General features: G+C 54.6%; 12 protein-coding genes and 4 pseudogenes. 7 read left to right on the plus strand and 9 right to left on the minus strand.

The window, feature by feature from the left end; translation table 11 throughout:
- Positions 1–22: 22 nt before the first annotated feature.
- On the minus strand, positions 23–2,917 hold the full coding sequence (gene gcvP, locus FDY98_RS11595) for an aminomethyl-transferring glycine dehydrogenase (protein ID WP_027959395.1): 2,895 nt from the start codon (positions 2,915–2,917) through the stop codon (positions 23–25).
- Positions 2,918–3,020: 103 nt separating this feature from the next.
- Entirely contained in the window at positions 3,021–3,410 is a 390-nt protein-coding gene (gene gcvH / locus FDY98_RS11600) for a glycine cleavage system protein GcvH (protein ID WP_022523520.1), read from the minus strand.
- 390 nt (positions 3,411–3,800) lie between these two features.
- Between gcvH and FDY98_RS11605 the strand changes: the two are divergent.
- Together FDY98_RS11605 and gcvT are read left to right on the plus strand one after the other, a co-directional pair.
- Positions 3,801–5,211 (plus strand): annotated as a pseudogene (locus tag FDY98_RS11605) (alanine/glycine:cation symporter family protein).
- A 123-nt stretch (positions 5,212–5,334) separates the two neighbouring features.
- Positions 5,335–6,444: pseudogene (gcvT, locus tag FDY98_RS11610) on the plus strand (glycine cleavage system aminomethyltransferase GcvT).
- Positions 6,445–6,524: 80 nt separating this feature from the next.
- Here gcvT and FDY98_RS11615 read toward each other — a convergent pair.
- The 3 genes and pseudogenes from FDY98_RS11615 to FDY98_RS11625 all read right to left on the minus strand — a co-directional run bounded on the left by FDY98_RS11615 (position 6,525) and on the right by FDY98_RS11625 (position 9,320).
- Positions 6,525–7,322, minus strand: coding sequence for a LysM peptidoglycan-binding domain-containing protein (locus FDY98_RS11615; protein ID WP_027959398.1), 798 nt, complete (start codon positions 7,320–7,322; stop codon positions 6,525–6,527).
- A 237-nt stretch (positions 7,323–7,559) separates the two neighbouring features.
- On the minus strand, positions 7,560–8,318 hold the full coding sequence (locus FDY98_RS11620; RefSeq protein WP_442907918.1) for an acetyltransferase: 759 nt from the start codon (positions 8,316–8,318) through the stop codon (positions 7,560–7,562).
- 106 nt (positions 8,319–8,424) lie between these two features.
- Positions 8,425–9,320, minus strand: a pseudogene (locus FDY98_RS11625) (LysR family transcriptional regulator).
- Between the two features lie 164 nt (positions 9,321–9,484).
- Between FDY98_RS11625 and FDY98_RS11630 the strand changes: the two are divergent.
- Positions 9,485–10,183: a CoA transferase subunit A gene (locus tag FDY98_RS11630; protein ID WP_009286666.1), complete on the plus strand. Its 699-nt coding sequence runs from the start codon at positions 9,485–9,487 to the stop codon at positions 10,181–10,183.
- Between the two features lie 63 nt (positions 10,184–10,246).
- Positions 10,247–10,910, plus strand: a pseudogene (locus tag FDY98_RS11635) (CoA transferase subunit B).
- Between the two features lie 93 nt (positions 10,911–11,003).
- Here FDY98_RS11635 and FDY98_RS11640 read toward each other — a convergent pair.
- Positions 11,004–11,771 (minus strand): DUF1338 family protein, encoded by a 768-nt coding sequence (locus FDY98_RS11640; protein ID WP_027959401.1) that lies wholly within the window; start codon positions 11,769–11,771, stop codon positions 11,004–11,006.
- Positions 11,772–11,875: 104 nt separating this feature from the next.
- Positions 11,876–12,139, minus strand: coding sequence for a GrxA family glutaredoxin (locus tag FDY98_RS11645; protein WP_027959402.1), 264 nt, complete (start codon positions 12,137–12,139; stop codon positions 11,876–11,878).
- Between the two features lie 183 nt (positions 12,140–12,322).
- Here FDY98_RS11645 and hybE point away from each other — a divergent pair, with 183 nt between their 5' ends.
- Both hybE and FDY98_RS11655 read left to right on the plus strand, forming a co-directional pair.
- The gene (gene hybE / locus FDY98_RS11650) at positions 12,323–12,748 is read left to right on the plus strand and encodes a [NiFe]-hydrogenase assembly chaperone HybE (RefSeq protein ID WP_027959403.1); all 426 of its coding nucleotides are present in this window, start codon (positions 12,323–12,325) and stop codon (positions 12,746–12,748) included.
- Positions 12,749–12,821: 73 nt separating this feature from the next.
- Positions 12,822–13,595 (plus strand): 3-hydroxybutyrate dehydrogenase, encoded by a 774-nt coding sequence (locus tag FDY98_RS11655; protein WP_022523510.1) that lies wholly within the window; start codon positions 12,822–12,824, stop codon positions 13,593–13,595.
- A 61-nt stretch (positions 13,596–13,656) separates the two neighbouring features.
- Here the strand turns inward: FDY98_RS11655 and FDY98_RS11660 are convergent, their stop codons facing one another.
- Positions 13,657–14,196, minus strand: a complete 540-nt coding sequence (locus FDY98_RS11660; RefSeq protein WP_009286672.1) for a response regulator transcription factor — start codon at positions 14,194–14,196, stop codon at positions 13,657–13,659.
- A 43-nt stretch (positions 14,197–14,239) separates the two neighbouring features.
- Positions 14,240–15,511 carry an ATP-binding protein gene (locus FDY98_RS11665; RefSeq protein WP_027959404.1) on the minus strand — a complete coding sequence of 424 codons (1,272 nt, stop codon included), beginning with the start codon at positions 15,509–15,511 and terminating at the stop codon, positions 14,240–14,242.
- A gap of 647 nt (positions 15,512–16,158) precedes the next feature.
- Between FDY98_RS11665 and pyrC the strand changes: the two genes are divergently transcribed.
- A complete protein-coding gene (gene pyrC / locus FDY98_RS11670; RefSeq protein WP_027959405.1) occupies positions 16,159–17,196 on the plus strand; it encodes a dihydroorotase in 1,038 nt (345 codons plus the stop codon).
- Positions 17,197–17,219 lie beyond the last annotated feature (23 nt).

Consider the following 17,219-nt stretch of genomic DNA (forward strand, 5'->3'; position numbering starts at 1 on the left):
TCACATCTTGTCAGCTTTGCCGCTAGTTGCGATATTCGTCGATGCTAGGGCAGGAGCAGATTAACTGACGGTCACCGAAAACGTTATCGACGCGGTTAACGGCGGGCCAGTATTTAGCGGCTTGAACAGCCGCGGTCGGGAAGGCGGCCAACTGGCGGTCATAAGGCCGCTGCCAGTCGCTATCCATTAGATCCGCCTGGGTATGTGGCGCATTGACCAGCGGATTATTATCCAACGGCCATTCGCCGCTCTCCACTCGGGCGATCTCGTCACGAATGGCAATCATCGCATCGCAGAAACGGTCGATTTCATACAGCGACTCAGACTCAGTCGGCTCGATCATCAGCGTGCCCGGCACTGGGAACGACATGGTTGGTGCGTGAAAACCGTAATCCATCAAACGCTTGGCGATATCCTCCTCGCTAATCCCAGAGGCCGCTTTGAGCGGACGAATATCGATTATGCATTCGTGGGCAACGGTACCATTCTGACCGCGGTATAGAATCGGGAATGCCGCTTCCAATCGTTTGGCAATGTAATTGGCGTTTAGGATGGCAAGCTCGGTAGCTTCCCGCAGCCCGCGGGCACCCATCATCTTAATGTAGGCCCAGGAAATGGGCAGAATGGAAGCACTGCCGAAGGCGGCCGCGGAGACTGCACCGCTATCAGTGTTGACGCCGTTGATGGGCGTTACCACGTGGTTTGAAACGTAGGGCACCAGGTGGGCTTTAACGCCAATAGGGCCCATGCCCGGGCCGCCGCCACCGTGGGGAATACAGAACGTTTTGTGCAGGTTAAGGTGAGACACATCGCCGCCAAAATCGCCAGGACGGGTTAACCCTACCTGGGCGTTCATATTGGCGCCATCGATATACACCTGACCACCGTTGTCGTGAACGATCTTGCACGCTTCGCGTACGCTGGTTTCAAACACCCCGTGTGTGGATGGGTAGGTCAGCATAATGGCGGAGAGCTTATCGCTATGCTGTTCAGCTTTAGCGCGTAAATCCGCTATGTCGATATTGCCGTTTTGATCGCACTCGACCACCACCACCTTCATTTGCACCATGGCTGCCGAGGCAGGGTTGGTGCCGTGGGCAGAGCTTGGAATCAAGCAGACATCGCGATGACCTTCGCCTTGGGCCGCTTGGTAACGACGAATTGCCACAAGGCCAGCATATTCACCCTGAGCGCCGGAGTTAGGCTGCATCGAGAGGTGATCGTAACCGGTGACTTCGACCAGGAAGGCCGAGAGCTCGTCGATCATTTGATGATAGCCAGCCACCTGGTCGCGAGGTGCAAAGGGGTGAAGGTGCGCAAACGAGGGCCAGGAGACGGGGATCATTTCGCTGGTGGCGTTGAGCTTCATGGTGCAGGAGCCGAGCGGGATCATTGCATGGGCAAGCGACAGATCCTTGTTCTCAAGACGCTTCAAGTAGCGCAGCATTTCGGTTTCGCTGCGGTAGCGGTTAAAGGTGGGATGGCTCAAGAAGTCGCTTTCGCGCTGGCATGCCGTGGGAATGCCGGAAGCGCCGCTAGCTACCACTTGCTCGTCCAATACTGCAACGGCAAGGCCGTGCTCATCGCCCAGCAGCACATCAAACAATGTGGCTACATCGTGGGCGGTGGTGGTTTCATCCAGGCTAATACCGACATCGCCATTGCCGAAGTAGTGCAGATTAATATCATGGGTCATGGCTCGGCCATGGATCTTACCTGCATCAACACCTGTCAGACGTAGCGTATCAAACCAGCTGTCATGAGCGAGCGATACGCCTGCCTGCTTAAGGCCTTCGGCAAGCAGGGTGGCTAGGCGATGAACGCGGCCGGCAATTTTGCGCAACCCTTCTGCACCGTGATAGGTGGCATAAAAGCCTGCGATGTTGGCCAGAAGCGCCTGGGCGGTACAGATATTGGACGTCGCTTTCTCGCGGCGGATATGCTGCTCGCGGGTCTGCATTGCCATGCGCAGGGCGGTGTTACCACGGCTATCTTTTGATACGCCGATGATACGCCCAGGAATCGAGCGCTTGAGCTTGTCGGATGTAGCAAAGAACGCCGCGTGAGGGCCACCAAAGCCCATGGGTACGCCAAAGCGTTGGGAGTTGCCCACCACAATATCCGCGCCGAGCTGGCCGGGTTCTTTAAGCAGCACCAGACTCAAAAGATCGCTGGCCACGCAGGTCATTATATTGCGCTCAGCCGCGGCGCTTAATAGCGGTGCCAGATCGCGCACTTCACCACTGGCAGAGGGGTACTGAACCAGGGCTCCAAATACATCGTGGCTGGCCAATTCTTCTGCAGGGCCGGTGATCAGCTCAAAGCCAAAGAACTCGGCACGGGTTTTAACGACATCCAGCGTTTGCGGGAAAACATCGTCGGCGACGAAAAAAGCGTTGGATTTGCTTTTCTTATTACCACGCTTACACAGCGCCATGGCTTCGGCGGCAGCGGTGGCTTCGTCGAGCAGCGACGCATTAGCCAGCTCCATGCCGGTTAAATCCATGACCACCTGCTGGAAGTTAAGCAAGCCTTCCAGGCGTCCTTGAGAAATCTCCGGCTGGTAGGGGGTGTAGGCCGTGTACCAGCCTGGGTTTTCCAATACGTTGCGCTGAATCACCGCGGGCATATGGGTGCCGTAATAGCCCTGGCCAATATAGCTCTTAGCCACGCGGTTCTGCCGCGCGAGCTGCGCTAGGTACTCTAGCGCCTCTGATTCGCTGCGCGGTTCATCAAGCGCTAGCTCACGGCCAAGACGGATATCGCTCGGCACGGTCTGTTCAATCAGATCTTCCATGTGCTGCATGTTGAGCGCTTTTAACATGGTGGCCACGTCATCTTGACTTGGACCATTATGACGTTTGATAAAAGCATCGTGATCGGCCAGCTCGGCCAGACGGCGTGTTTCAAGAGACATGAAGAAGATTCCGGACGTTAAGAGAGAACCGTGCAGGGCGTTAAGCGAAGAGCCTGCCATAAAGGATAAAGGCAGGCCCTAATATATGATTCAGCTACCGCCTTTAGTCGTCGGCGCTTAGCGTTGCTTGATAGGCATCTGCGTCGAGCAGGCCATCAAGTGAGTCGCTGTCTAAACGCACTTTCATAATCCAGCCGCCTTCGTAAGGCGCTTCATTGACTGTTTCTGGGGCGTCTTCAAGAGCGTCATTGACCTCAATGACTTCGCCAACAACCGGTGAGTAGAGATCAGAAGCAGCTTTTACCGATTCGATAACGCCAAACTCTTGCCCTTTGTTCAGCGCTGTTCCCACTTCAGGCAGTTCAACAAACACGACATCGCCGAGCGCCTGCTGGGCGTGATCAGTTATACCCACGGTCACGGTGCCGTCCTTATTATCCAGCACCCACTCGTGGCTTTCTGCGTAACGAAGATTGGTAGGAAGATTGCTCATGGTGTTTTCCTATATGAAACAGTTTTCTGGGCCCGAGCATACTAGCGGTTGTCGTTCGCCTTGGCGACTAGTGACTGGGGTAGATCGAGCGAATAAGCAAGCATGTTAACGTGTTTCCAATCGGAAACAAATTTCTTCGTTGCTTCAAAGCTTGCTTGGTAGCGTTATCGGTTCAGCTACTTTTCGCCGGGTTTGTGCAGAAGATCGGGTTATGAAAAAAGCGGTATCCTCTATGCACAAGCGACATCACCCTAGATGCTAGCTAAGTTTATGGTGTAAAACATTCAAATCGTGCGCTAACCAACAATAGCGTCGTTAGGACTAGCCCGTAATCGCAACAAGCCAATAATACACACCAATATTGCATACCAACAAAGCGAGGAGATGAACATGGAAGCATTAACTAGCCTCTTAGGGGCGATCAACGGCGTGGTCTGGGGGCCCGTCATGTTGATTCTGCTACTCGGTGTGGGGATCTACCTGCAGCTTGGCTTGAAACTGATGCCGATTAGAAAGCTCGGCATGGGCTTCAAGCTAATGTGGGCGGGGCGTGATGCGAAACCTGGGGTGGGTAAAGCGGCAGTTGCCAAAGAGGGAGACGAAGGGGAAATATCTCCTTTTAATGCCTTGATGACCGCACTCTCTGCGACCATCGGTACCGGTAATATTGCCGGTGTCGCCACAGCCATTGCGTTAGGTGGCCCTGGCGCTGTGTTTTGGATGTGGATTACCGCACTGGTGGGTATGGCCACTAAATTTGCTGAAGCGGTGCTGGCCGTGCGCTATCGTGAAACCGATAGCACTGGCTACCACGTGGGCGGGCCGATGTTTTACATCAAGAATGGCCTGGGTAAAAAGTGGCTATGGTTGGGCGGCCTGTTCTCATTTTTTGGCGCTGTCGCAGCCTTCGGGATCGGCAATACCGTTCAGTCCAACTCCGTTGCTGACGCCATGGACGCCACCTTCGGCGTGCCGCACTGGCTCACGGGGGTGGTCATTATGGTGCTGGCTGGCGCGGTGATTCTGGGCGGTATCAAGCGTATTGCTAAAGTGGCGGGCAAGTTGGTGCCGATTATGGGCATTGCCTACGTAGTGGCTGGCTTGTTGGTATTGATCGTCAATGCCGGGCAGATCGGTGAAGCTTTTGGTTTGATCTTCTACTATGCCTTCAACCCCATGGCGGCCGCAGGTGGTTTCGCGGGCGCCGCCGTCATGGCGGCGATTCGTTTTGGTGTGGCACGCGGGATCTTCTCCAACGAAGCGGGTTTGGGTAGTGCGCCGATCGCGCACGCGGCGGGCCAAAACCAAAAATCCAGTGCGCCAAGGCTTAATCGCGATGTTGGGCACTTTTATCGATACCATTCTTGTGTGCACGATTACCGCGTTGGTGATTTTGACCTCAACGGTTTGGCAAGAGGGTGAAGCGGGGGCGTCGCTGACCGCGCTTTCGTTTGACGCTGCACTGCCTGGCTTTGGCAATCAGATTGTCGCCATTGCGTTGGCGATTTTTGCCTTTACCACCATCCTAGGCTGGTCATTTTACGGTGAGAAGTGCTGCCAGTTCCTGTTTGGCACTCGCTCTATTATGATCTATCGGGTGCTGTTCGTACTGGCCATCCCGCTGGGCGCCATCGCTCAACTGGGCTTTATCTGGCTCATGGCGGATACCTTCAACGCCATGATGGCGATCCCGAACCTGATTGCCTTGGCACTGCTTTCGCCGGTAGTCTTTAAGCTAACCAAGGACTATTTCGACGGCAAAGACGTATTGCCGGGTGAAGCACTGGATCACGACCAATAATACCCGCAGCGCGTTCATCGGCGCTGTAGGTGAACGTGAATAACAGGAGAGTCGGGAAGGCACTTAATCAGTGGCTTCCCGTTCTCTTTTTTGAGCGAACACTTTTAAGTGAGGAAAGCCCCTATGTCTGAATTAAAGCAAACGCCACTGCATGCGCTGCACCTCAAGCTAGGCGCCAAGATGGTACCTTTTGCTGGCTACGATATGCCGGTGCAGTATCCGCTGGGGGTCAAAAAAGAACATGAACACACCCGTCAAAAGTGCGGGCTGTTCGATGTCTCCCATATGGGGCAAATCAGCGTTTCCGGTGACGGCGTGGCCGAAGCCCTGGAAACCTTGATTCCTGCCGATTTGATGAGCCTTGAGAAAGGTGCCCAACGTTACGGGCTGTTCACCACACAGAAGGCGGCATTATTGACGACCTGATGGTGGTCAATGCGGGTGATCACTTCTATCTGGTAGTGAATGCCGCCTGTAAAGATCAGGACTTGACTCACCTGCGCCTCAATTTGGCGTCAACCCATACAATTGAACCTTTGGATCGTGGCTTACTAGCGCTCCAAGGGCCTCAGGCGCGGGATGTCATGCAGCGGCTTTGCCCTGAAGCCTGTGAGCTTGTGTTTATGCAGCATGGCCGCTTCACCATTGCTGGGCAGGAGGTTTGGGTGAGCCGCAGCGGCTATACCGGTGAAGATGGTTTTGAAATTTCCGTCGCCGCCGATGCTTGCGAAGCCTTCGCTGAGCAACTGCTAGCTGAGCCTGAGGTCGAAGCGATTGGCCTGGGAGCACGGGACTCGCTGCGTTTGGAAGCGGGTTTATGCCTGTATGGCCACGATATGGATGAGCAAACCACCCCGGTAGAAGCAGGTCTAATCTGGGCGATTGGCAAGCCCCGGCGCCGTGGTGGTGATCGGCCGGGAGGTTTTCCAGGCGCCGATGTGATTTCATCAGGTCGATGCCAAAGATCACACCCGCAAGCGTGTTGGGCTGTTAGCTGAAGGTCGCGCGCCGGTGCGTGAGGGTGCGCCGCTTGTGGATGAGGCAGGCAATGAGATTGGAATCGTTACCTCCGGCAGCTTTGGTCCCAGCGTCGGTAAGCCTGTGGCGATGGGTTATGTCACTCGCGAGCAGGAAGCACCGCAAAGCACTGTATTCGCGGTGGTACGCGGTAAACAGTTACCTATGGTGGTAACTCCCACGCCGTTTGTAAAGCCGGGCTACTATCGCGGCTAGAAGCGTGTCCATCTACCCGCGGCCCCTGCTTAAGCTAGGGGCCGTTGCTTTATTATGAGGGACGGTTTCAAGCGAGTGTTTTAGCGCAGAACCTGCTTGGGATCGATGGGTTTGCCGCCTTGGCGCAGATCAAAGAGTAGATCGTAGCGTTGGGTGGCACTGCTTTGACCTACCTCACAAAGTGGGTCTCCCGCGCTAACCTGTTTGCCTACCTCGACCAAAATGCGCTCGCAAAGGGCGTATACGGTTTGGAGGTTATTGGCATGGTGCACAATCACCACTTCACCCAACTGACGCATACCGTCGGCAAAGCGTACTTCGCCAGGGGCGACGGCTTTAGCCTGAGCGCCAGCTTGAGTAGCCAGCAGCATGGGCTGCAGGGTGCCTCGGCTGTCTGGCCCGAAGCGGCGAACCACTCGATAATCCTCCAGCGGCCAGGGCCAGCGCCTGGCTGATGAGGGTAGCGCCTGACTGGGAGCGCTGCTGGTAGGTGCAGCGGCAGGCTTGTTAGCGCTTGAAGAGCTGCTACTGTTTGCTGAGCTTCTAGATGAACTTCGCGCCGCTGAACCGCTAAGGGGGAGGCTGACTATTTGGCCAATTCTCAAATTAGTGGGAGAGGCACTAGGGTTGGCACTCTGAATGCGGCCACTGGTAGTGCCAAAATGTCGGGCGATGCTCGAGAACGTATCACCAGGACGGATTTGATAGCGGTAGGGGCCACCTGAAGGTGCCCGCTCCTGCTGGGTAGGAATTAATAGACGTTGCCCAATTTCCAGGCGCCGCGTATCGGCACCTGGGTTAAAGCGCTCCAAGCGTTCCAGTGGCACGTTAGCCCGGGCCGCCAGCTTACCCAGCGTGTCGCCACGCTGTACTTGCACCCAGTTGCCACTGATCTGGCTGGCGCTAGGGGCGGCTGCTCGCTGGGATGACGATGGAGGAGCGCTGGAACAGCCGGTCAGTAGTCCCGCTAACAGCCAAACAGTGAGCCAGCTGGTTAGGCGTGATCGGTTCGGCTGTCCAGCATGCCATCTTTTTCCAACCAGAGTGCATTGATCCATGTGTGGAAGCGTTCCTTATGCTGCTTTTCTTCGTGGTTTTCTGATGCGTACATCCACTCAGGAATGCTGAGTTGCCGTGCCTGTAATGTTATGGGCGCTTCCCTGCCGCATAAAAAGCCCAAAACGTCGGCGAGGGTTAGCGTAGCTGATCGTCACATCCAGGATACCATCCAATTGGTTGCCTAGCAGACTAAGTACTTGGGCAATGCCGCCCGCTTTAGGGCGTAATAGGTGGCGGTAGGGGCTCTGCTGGGCATCGCGTTTGGCAACCGAAAAGCGGGTGCCCTCGACAAAATTAAAAATCGCAATGGGCGAGAGCCTTGCCTGCTGGCACATCCGTTCGGTAGCTGCTCGATCAATGGTGGCCAGCTTAGGATTTTTAGCGACTTGTTCGCGGCTAAAGCGGCGCATAAAAGGAAATTCTAGCGCCCAAAAAGCCAACCCTACGATGGGGATCCAGATCAATTGACGTTTTAAGAAAAAACGTGGCATGGGGATACGCCGATGCAACGCCATCAACAGCATAAAGATATCCGTCCAACTGCGGTGGTTGGATATCACCAGCCACCACTGCTGTGGGCTCAAATTATCAGGTACGCTGGCGTGTAGCACGGGTTTGAGCCAGTGCCGCATCCACCAAAGGTTGACGCCTATCCAGTTAAGCGCAACGCCATTCAGCCCCTGCAACACTAACTGCTTAAGCCGCTGCCCTGGGGCAATGACTTTAAGTAGCGTCAGCAGAATGAGAGGTACGCCCCAGAACAGCGTGTTGAGCGTTAGCAGCAGAGCGCTAATCAGCCCCTTTAAAATAGGCATACCACGTTTCCTTACCGTCAGACCAATAGCGTAATACTGAATGCTAAATGATCCTAGCCACGCTGCCCAGCAGAAACCTACAGCAATTCATTAGCTTGATGATGTTTTAGACGAGCGGCAGTGAAGGGGCTTGGACGGTGTTCAAGAGAACGGTGCGCAGTGCATGGGCGGCTACGGAGAGCTCTTGGTGAGTCAAAATGCCGACCCGGCAGGAGATAGCGGGCGCTGTCAGCGGTATGCAGCGAGCGCCCAGTTCATGCATTTGACGAATGCACATGGAAGGCACAGCGCTGACGCCCAGGCCGTCGGCAACCATCCTCCCTACGGTAGAAAGCTGGTGGCTTTCAAAGGCCACAGTGAGCTCCATATCCTGTTTGCTCAGCTCCTGTTCCAATAAACGACGTACCATGGAGGGGCGCTGAAGAGTAATGAAATCGTGGCTTAGCAGCGTCGACCAGGCGAGCTGGGTGCTCTGGGTTAACGGAGAGCCAGTCGGCACGACCGCCACAAAATGGTCTTCAAACAGCGGCGTAAAGAGCAGGCTGCCGGTACCCTCCGGAGAAAAGCGATCCCCATCTCTACCTGTCGGGAGCGCACCATGGCGGTAACCTCCTCGTTGATGACATCGTGCACGGTTATGTTGATTTTGGGGTACTGTTGGCGAAATTTAACCAGCGCCGCAGGGAGTAAGTTACCGGCAAAGGCGGGCATCGCCGCCACGCTGAGGCGCCCCAGCTGGAGGGTGAAGCGCTGGCGCAAACGCTCCTCGGTATTGTCCCACTGGGCCAGCAGATGTTTGGCTAGCGGTAGTAGCGACTCGCCTTCTGGGGTTAATCTGACGCTGCGGGTGCTACGAATCAGCAGTTTGCCACCCAGGGACTCTTCCAGGCCTTTAATCGCCAGGCTTAGCGCTGGTTGGGATAAATGCAGGCGCTCGCAGGCTTGAGTAAAGCTGAGGGTTTGGGCGACCGCCAGAAAGGCGCGCAGCTGTTTGACGGTCATAAAGTACCTTTTATAAGTTTAAAAAATAAATTGATAAGAAAAACAAACTTAACAAATATATCATCTCGCACAACACTGGCACTATCGTAAGCTTCAGTTCGCGAATTTTTGACAGCACTCATCTACGATAATACTGATCATCAACAACAATGTGAGGCACAACAATGGCAGGATTCGATAAGCGTGTAGCTTCCTACGAAGAGGCTATGGAAGGCATCGAAAGCGGTATGACCGTCATCGCCGGTGGCTTCGGGCTCTGCGGTATTCCCGAAAACCTGATTGCCGAGATCAAGCGACGCGGCGTCACTGACCTTACCGTGGTGTCCAATAATTGCGGTGTCGATGGTTTTGGCTTGGGAATACTGCTTGAAGACCGCCAAATCAGTAAGATTCTGGCCTCTTACGTAGGTGAGAATGCCTTGTTCGAGAAGCAAATGCTCAACGATGAGATAGAGGTGGTGTTAACGCCTCAAGGCACATTAGCGGAAAAAATGCGCGCAGGCGGCGCTGGTATTCCCGCCTTTTACACCGCTACCGGTTACGGCACGCCGATTGGTGAGGGGAAAGAGGTTCGCGAGTTTAATGGCCGACACTGTATTTTAGAAGAAGCCATTGTAGGTGATTTTGCCATAGTGAAAGGCTGGAAGGCGGATCGCTATGGCAATGTAATGTATCGCCATACGGCGCAGAATTTTAACCCCATGGCCGCCACGGCGGGGAAAATTACCGTGGTGGAAGTTGAAGAGATCGTTGAACCGGGTGAGCTTGAGCCTAGCCAGATCCATACCCCAGGAATTTATGTGGATCGGATTATTCAAGGCACGTTTGAAAAGCGGATAGAGAAACGCACGGTGCGCAGCTAATACGCCGCGCCTTCAAACGCAACACTAGCTTCGCATTTAACGATTCAACAAGAGGAAGTCACCATGGCTTTAACACGAGAACAGATGGCTCAGCGTGTCGCCCGCGAACTTCAAGATGGTTTTTACGTCAACCTGGGCATTGGTATTCCCACCCTGGTTGCCAACTATATTCCGGATGGCATCGATGTCATGCTGCAATCCGAGAACGGTCTGCTGGGGATGGGCCGCTACCCCACCGAAGACGAACTTGATCCAGATATGATTAATGCGGGTAAAGAGACGGTGACGGCGCGCCCAGGCGCAGCGATTTTTTCTTCCGCAGAATCATTTGCGATGATTCGTGGTGGCCACGTGGATCTCACCGTGCTGGGGGCTTTCGAGGTGGATCAGCAGGGCAATATCGCGTCCTGGATGATTCCAGGGAAGTTGATCAAAGGCATGGGCGGTGCCATGGATCTCGTTGCCGGTGCCGACAATATCATTTGCACTATGACCCATGCCTAAGCACGGCGAATCCAAGCTATTGGAAAAATGCGAACTACCGCTGACTGGCGCAGGCTGCATTAACCGCGTGTTGACAGATTTAGCTTATCTTGAAATCAAAGACGGTGCCTTTATTCTCAAGGAGCGCGCTCCGGGCGTAAGCGTTGAGGAAATCGTCGAGAAGACGGCGGGCAAGCTGATTGTGCCTGACCATGTTCCCGAAATGACGTTTGATGCCGAGTAAGTACGCTCCCATTAGCCCGAATGATAAACAGCCGAAGGTTAGAGGGTTAAATAAACTGCACAGTGAGACGCTAGCGCCATTACTGCTAGCGTCTCAGGCCATTTCACAGCGCGTATGGTGGGGTAGCAGTAAATCGGCAATACGCTCGTGATTATCTTCAACGTGCTTTTGGGCTAACGCCAGGCCGCCTAGGCAGAGGCGATGTTCATCGCCATTGGCGAAGACTGTTTTCTGTGGTGTGGTGGGGTAGAAGCGGTGATCAAGCAGTGATGATACCGTGAAGACACCGTTTTGCTGGCCCTCAAGGCTTGGCATGCCCACTTCACTTAGGCGTTGATCCAGCGTTTTCAAGGGTTCCCCCAACTGCCCACAATCAAAGCCAGCGTGATGCAATCGAGGGCCCATCACCGCTATCCAGGCAGCCAAGGGGTGAGCTTGCTGTAGCTGTTGATAAAGCGCCCAGCTAGGCATCGGCCAGGGGCGACCGCGGCAGAGCAAATTATGCCCCTTGCAATCCTGAGGGTGAGATTGTTGCACCAGCCCTTCAATGGCTTCCCGGGGCGCCTTGGACAATGTGCCTATTTGCAGTTCTGCCAGCACCAGCCAACTACTGCCGTCGCTTGGCGCGAGTAGTTGCACCAATAGGCCTTTATCGGCCATGGCGTAATGGCCCATGACGCGATAGCCCATATGAGCTAAATTGCCGGTAAGCGCGGCAGCGGCAAAGGGCCCGTAATTGAGCGTTACCAGCGTTAAATATTCAGCCGCCGTTGATAGTGGCCAAAGTCTAAGGGCGCCGATGTCGGGATGGGTATGTACATAGTCAAGCCACAGCTGCTGAACGAACTCCTGACGCTGCATGGTGAACTCCTTGCCTAAAGTGGCACACCTAGCGTGAGCCATTAAATAACTGCTCAGTATAGGCAAGCGGGGTAAGCAAGGGTTCAACGGCTATTAACGAGCGGTTAAACGGCAAGTAGCTGTTGATCGCGGACAAACCGATCAAATTCAGTAAAGCCGCCTACATGGGTTTGATCGACAAATACCTGCGGGACAGTGTGAATGGGTTTACCCGCTGTTTTGGCGATATCTTCTTTAGTGACGCCTTCAGAGGGCATATCCACATAGCGATAGCCTTCAATTTTTCCGACTTTTTCCAAATGCTCGGCCAGCTGTTTTGCGCGTACGCAGAAAGGACATGACATCCGACCAAAAATAACCACGAACATAGGTGGTGCTCCTTTACGATAAACTGAGTAAGTTATCAGGTAGACAGTAACTGAAGGGTAAATAGCCGTTTGGCTAAGCGATAAATTCGCGCCCATTGTGGCTGAGCAGAGCTCGTTTCGCCAATAGTAGCTCGCTACACGAACCATTAATGTCCGTTATCACCTGGGAAAACCAACAAGCCTATGCAAACGCTCACCGCTGACGAATACACCTTTCTTACTGATCTGTCGAAAGCGTACCGAGATAGGCACTTGCCATCCATTAAACGAAAAAGTGACTGGAACCCGCGTTTAGGGGTTGATGCGCTATGCTTCCAGCATCATGGCGCTAAGCACATGGTGGGGGCGTTGATTACGCCCTGCGAGCTGTGGCTGGTTGCAGTGCCTGACCACTCCCTGCTGACCGAGACTCTGGCGGATACGCTTACGCTTTCTCTGCCTTCAGGCACATACCCACTATCTCTTGAGCGCTTGCCAGGCGGCTACGGACTCTATAAGCGCGCCATTTTGCGAGATTTAAGCGAGCTGGAGAGCATGCAGGAGGCCGCAAGGCTGGCGCAGCAAATGATGGCGCGTTTAATGCAACCCGATGAAGAGCTCAACGCCTAAGTGCAGCCAGCTATACTGTCAGGATTTCTACAAACAGTATCTTCCATCCACGCAGTGAAAAAGGAAATTACCCATGACTTCCCAAGCCGTTACAACACCGCGAGTTGCGCTGGTAACCGGTACTAGCAGCGGGATCGGTGCCGCTGTGGTTAAGCACTTTTGCGAATTAGGTCATCAAGTGCTTGCCGTCGATTTTAATCCGGCGGGTAAGGCGGTCGCTGAAAAATCCGGCGCGGCGTTCTTTGAGGCGGATCTAACCGATCCCGACGCCTGCCGTGCGGCGGTGGCGGATGCGGTCAAGCGCTTTGGCGGTGTTGATATATTGGTCAATAACGCTGGGATTCAGCACGTTGCCCCGATTGAGACCTTCCCCGAGGAAAAGTGGCGTCAGATTATGGACTTGATGCTAACGGCGCCTTTCTTACTAACACAGGCGGCTTGGCCGCATATGCGTGAAAAGGGTTGGGGACGCATCGTTAACGTGGCCTCGATACACGCTCAGGTGGCTTCACCAGGGAAGGCGGCGTACATCAGTGCCAAACACGGCATGATTGGTTTGACCAAAACGGCGGCGCTAGAGGGCGGTGAACAAGGCATCACCGCGAATGCGGTATGTCCTGCCTATGTGAAAACCCCGTTAGTGGACAACCAAATCGCCGACCAGGCTAAATTGCACGGTATGGATGAGCAGGAGGTCATCGAGAAAGTCATGCTCAAACAGGCGGCCATCAAGCGCTTGATCGAACCTGAAGAGGTGGCGCAATTAGTCGCTTATCTGGCATCCGACGCAGCCGGTGCTGTGACTGGCTCAAGCTTTAATATCGATTTAGGCTGGACGGCGCATTAATTAATCAGTTTGGCCCCGCCAGTGACCTTGATGTGGTTGGCGGGGTGCTTTGTTGCAGGCTTTAACGACGTACGGGGCGTTTTTGTAGTTTGCGCTGCAGGGTGCGGCGGTGCATGCCCAGCGCTCGTGCGGTGGCGGATATATTGCCGTCGTGCTCCTGCAGCACTTTCTGAATATGTTCCCAGGTGATGCGGTTAATCGATGGCGGATTGTCTGCAAGCTCAATATCCGGGTCACCGCTTTGGCGCTCGAATGCGGTTAATACATCGTCGGCATCCACCGGCTTACACAGGTAGTTAACCGCGCCGAGCTTAATCGCCTCCACTGCGGTGGCAATGCTGGAGTAGCCGGTCAGCACCACAATGCGACACTGGGGCACGGTGGCAAGCAGCTCCGGAAGCAGTTTTAAACCTGAGCTGTTTTCCAGTTTTAAATCAAGGGTCGCCATGGTGGGTGAATGCTGCGCGGCCATGGTCAGGGCCTGCTCGGCATCGTGGGCAACTATAACGTCGTAACCGCGGCGCGTAAGGGCACGGTTCAGCACATGACAAAACATTTCATCGTCATCTATGATTAGCAGGCGTTGCTCTCGCGTTTGCATGTTGTCCTCAATCCATAACTGGCGGTGCTTGGGGCGGGCGCGATTAAGTTGGCGCTGCGCAGCGGGGCAGCGTGACTTCCGTTAGCGTACCCCCTTCCGGGTGATTATACAGGCTTACACCACCACCAAAGCGATTGATGGTGGCATGGGTTAAAAACAAGCCGATGCCCATGCCTTTGCTTTTAGTCGAAATAAACGTCTCACCCAACTGGTCGGCGATCGACATGGCGACACCTGGGCCATGGTCACGAATATCGATCACCACGCTCTCACTCTGCCAGTCTAAGCGTATGGCAATGTGCTCAGGATTGGCGTCAGCGGCGTTATTGAGCAAATTGGTCAATGCTTGGTCGAGCGTGGCATCGACGGCCAGCCAAGGTCTTCCGCGTTTCTCTGCCACATCGAACTGATGGCTCACATCAGGACGAAGCACCAGCCAGCGCTGAACAACCCCCGCTAACCACACTTCTGCATCGAGCACTTCGGGTTCTGCCATACGCCGCCGGTCAGCGTTGGAGACCAAATTTTGTAGACGTGATTTGCATACGTCGACCTGCTGGCGCAATAAGTTAATGTCCTGATCAAGCGTCGAATCGGCGGGGGCATCGGCCTGCATCTCTTTGAGGAGGACTGCCATGGTAGAGAGTGGTGTGCCCAGTTCGTGGGCAGTGCCCGCGGCTTGGGTTGCGACCGCCAACACCTGCTCATTGCGCAGGGCCGCTTCCCGAGTGCGGGAGAGCGCCTGATCACGGCTACGCAGCGCGTGAGCCATTTTGTAGATAAAAAAGGTTACCAGCCCCGCAGAGAGGCCAAAGTTAAGCCACATGCCTAGTATATGCAGGCTCAAGGGGCTATCACTGTTGATATGGCCCAGTTGCGGGATGGGGTGGTAGGAGAACATTAAAAAGGTATAGCCCGCCATGGAGCATGCGGCGATGATCCAGGCATGGCGCCAGGGCAGGGTGGCGGCGGCGATGGTAACCGGCACCAGGTAGTAGGTAATAAAAGGGTTGGTGGAACCGCCCGAGAAATAGAACAGTAGTGTTAAGCCGGTGATATCGGCAAGTAAATGCAGCAAATACTCAAGGTGCGTCACCGCGCGGGGACGGCCCAGGCGCCACCAAGTGGCAATATTGAGTACGCCCATTGAAATGACCACGCTCACCACGGCGGTCACCGGTAAATCGAAGGCGAGCAGTTCAACGCCCACCACAATCGCCAGTAAAAAACCCGTCCAGGTGATGCCGCGCACAATAGTCAGTCGCACCAAGTTACGGTTGGGTGTAGAAAGCGGGAGGGGTAGGGCAGTCGGCATGATGGGCTTACTTGGTTTGGCTTTAAAGCCATGAATGACAGATTTAATCAACAGGGTCATCACGTAGGTTGTCCAGCCAGCCGATGCCAATATATTGAACAGCAGCATTTTAGGCGGCAACCAGGCGCTACCCAATAACGCTTCAAGCATGATGTGGAGGAACATCGCCAGCAGCAACGGCAGAGCCAGGGTATGGATCCACATATCGGTGCGCCGCTTGCGAATATGGTAGCGGCGCAACAGGTAACGCAGTGGCCGATGAGCCCAGCAGAAAACCACTAGAGCACCAATCACCAATAAGCTAGCAAGAGTGGGTTCTGTGCTGCCGATATGAACGGAGAGCGAAATCGACCAAGCGAGGCTTAGCCACATCAATCCTTCCAGGCTGGCAATAATATCCGCATAGCGGCGCACGTTCTGCATAAACAACCGAATCCTTAGCGTCAAAAACTAACTTTTATAAACGACTGCAAAAACTAACCGTTAGATCTGGATCTTGAAAGAGCTGTGTCTCTAAAACAGCGCCGCCATAATACGATACTTGGGCTGGGGTGTGGGCACTTGAGGAGCGGATTTATCCCATCGCGCAATTGCGTATACTGTACATGGCGTATTTTACCCGACTTAACACCACTACAGGACATGCCGTGGACACTGTAACACTGACCCGCCCCGATGACTGGCACCTTCACTTGCGCGACGATGAGGCGCTCAACGCGGTGGTAGGCCATACCGCAGCGCAGATGGGGCGGGCGATCATTATGCCCAATCTCACCCCGCCGGTTACCACTACGGCCCAGGCGCTTGAGTATCGTCAGCGTATTCTTGCTGCCTTGCCAGCGGGCAGTACCTTCGAGCCCTTAATGGTGCTCTATCTCACCGATACAACTCCACCGGAAGAGATCGAGCGCGCGGCACAAAGTGGCATTGTCAAAGCGGTGAAGCTTTACCCGGCGGGTGCCACGACTAACTCCGATTCAGGGGTGACCGATTTGGCCCACTGTGACGCCACTATCGAAATGATGGCTAAGGTTGGCATGCCACTTTTGGTGCACGGTGAAGTCACCCATGCTGAGATCGATATTTTTGATCGCGAAGCGGTGTTTATTGAAACAGTGCTAAAACCGCTGCTGGAACGCCATCCGGCGCTGAGAGTAGTGTGTGAGCATATCACCACCCAGCAAGCCGCAGAGTTTGTTGCCCAGGCACCGGATAATGTGGCCGCCACCATTACTGCGCATCACCTGCTGTTTAACCGCAATAAGATGCTGGTGGGTGGGATTCGTCCTCACTACTACTGCCTGCCCATTCTAAAGCGTGAGCAGCATCGCCAGGCGCTGCTTAAAGCAGCCACCAGCGGTAGCCATAAGTTCTTTTTGGGCACCGATAGCGCGCCCCACTCCCAGGGGGCTAAAGAGTCAAGCTGCGGCTGTGCCGGTGCCTATACTGCCCCCGCGGCCATTGAGCTTTACGCCACCGCCTTCGATGAAATGGGTGCCCTGGATAAGTTGGAAGCCTTCGCCAGCCTGAATGGGCCGCGTTTTTATGGGTTATCGGCTAACGCAGACACCATTACGCTAGAGCGACGGGGTTGGACACTGCCGGAGAGTTATCCTTACGCTCAGGGAGAGAACATTATTCCATTGCTGGCGGGGGAGACGCTTAACTGGGCGGTTAGGTCTTAACAAGCCAGGTCTTAACAAGAACC

The organism is Halomonas sp. PA16-9 (assembly GCF_009728585.1).
GTDB classification, from domain to species: domain Bacteria; phylum Pseudomonadota; class Gammaproteobacteria; order Pseudomonadales; family Halomonadaceae; genus Vreelandella; species Vreelandella titanicae.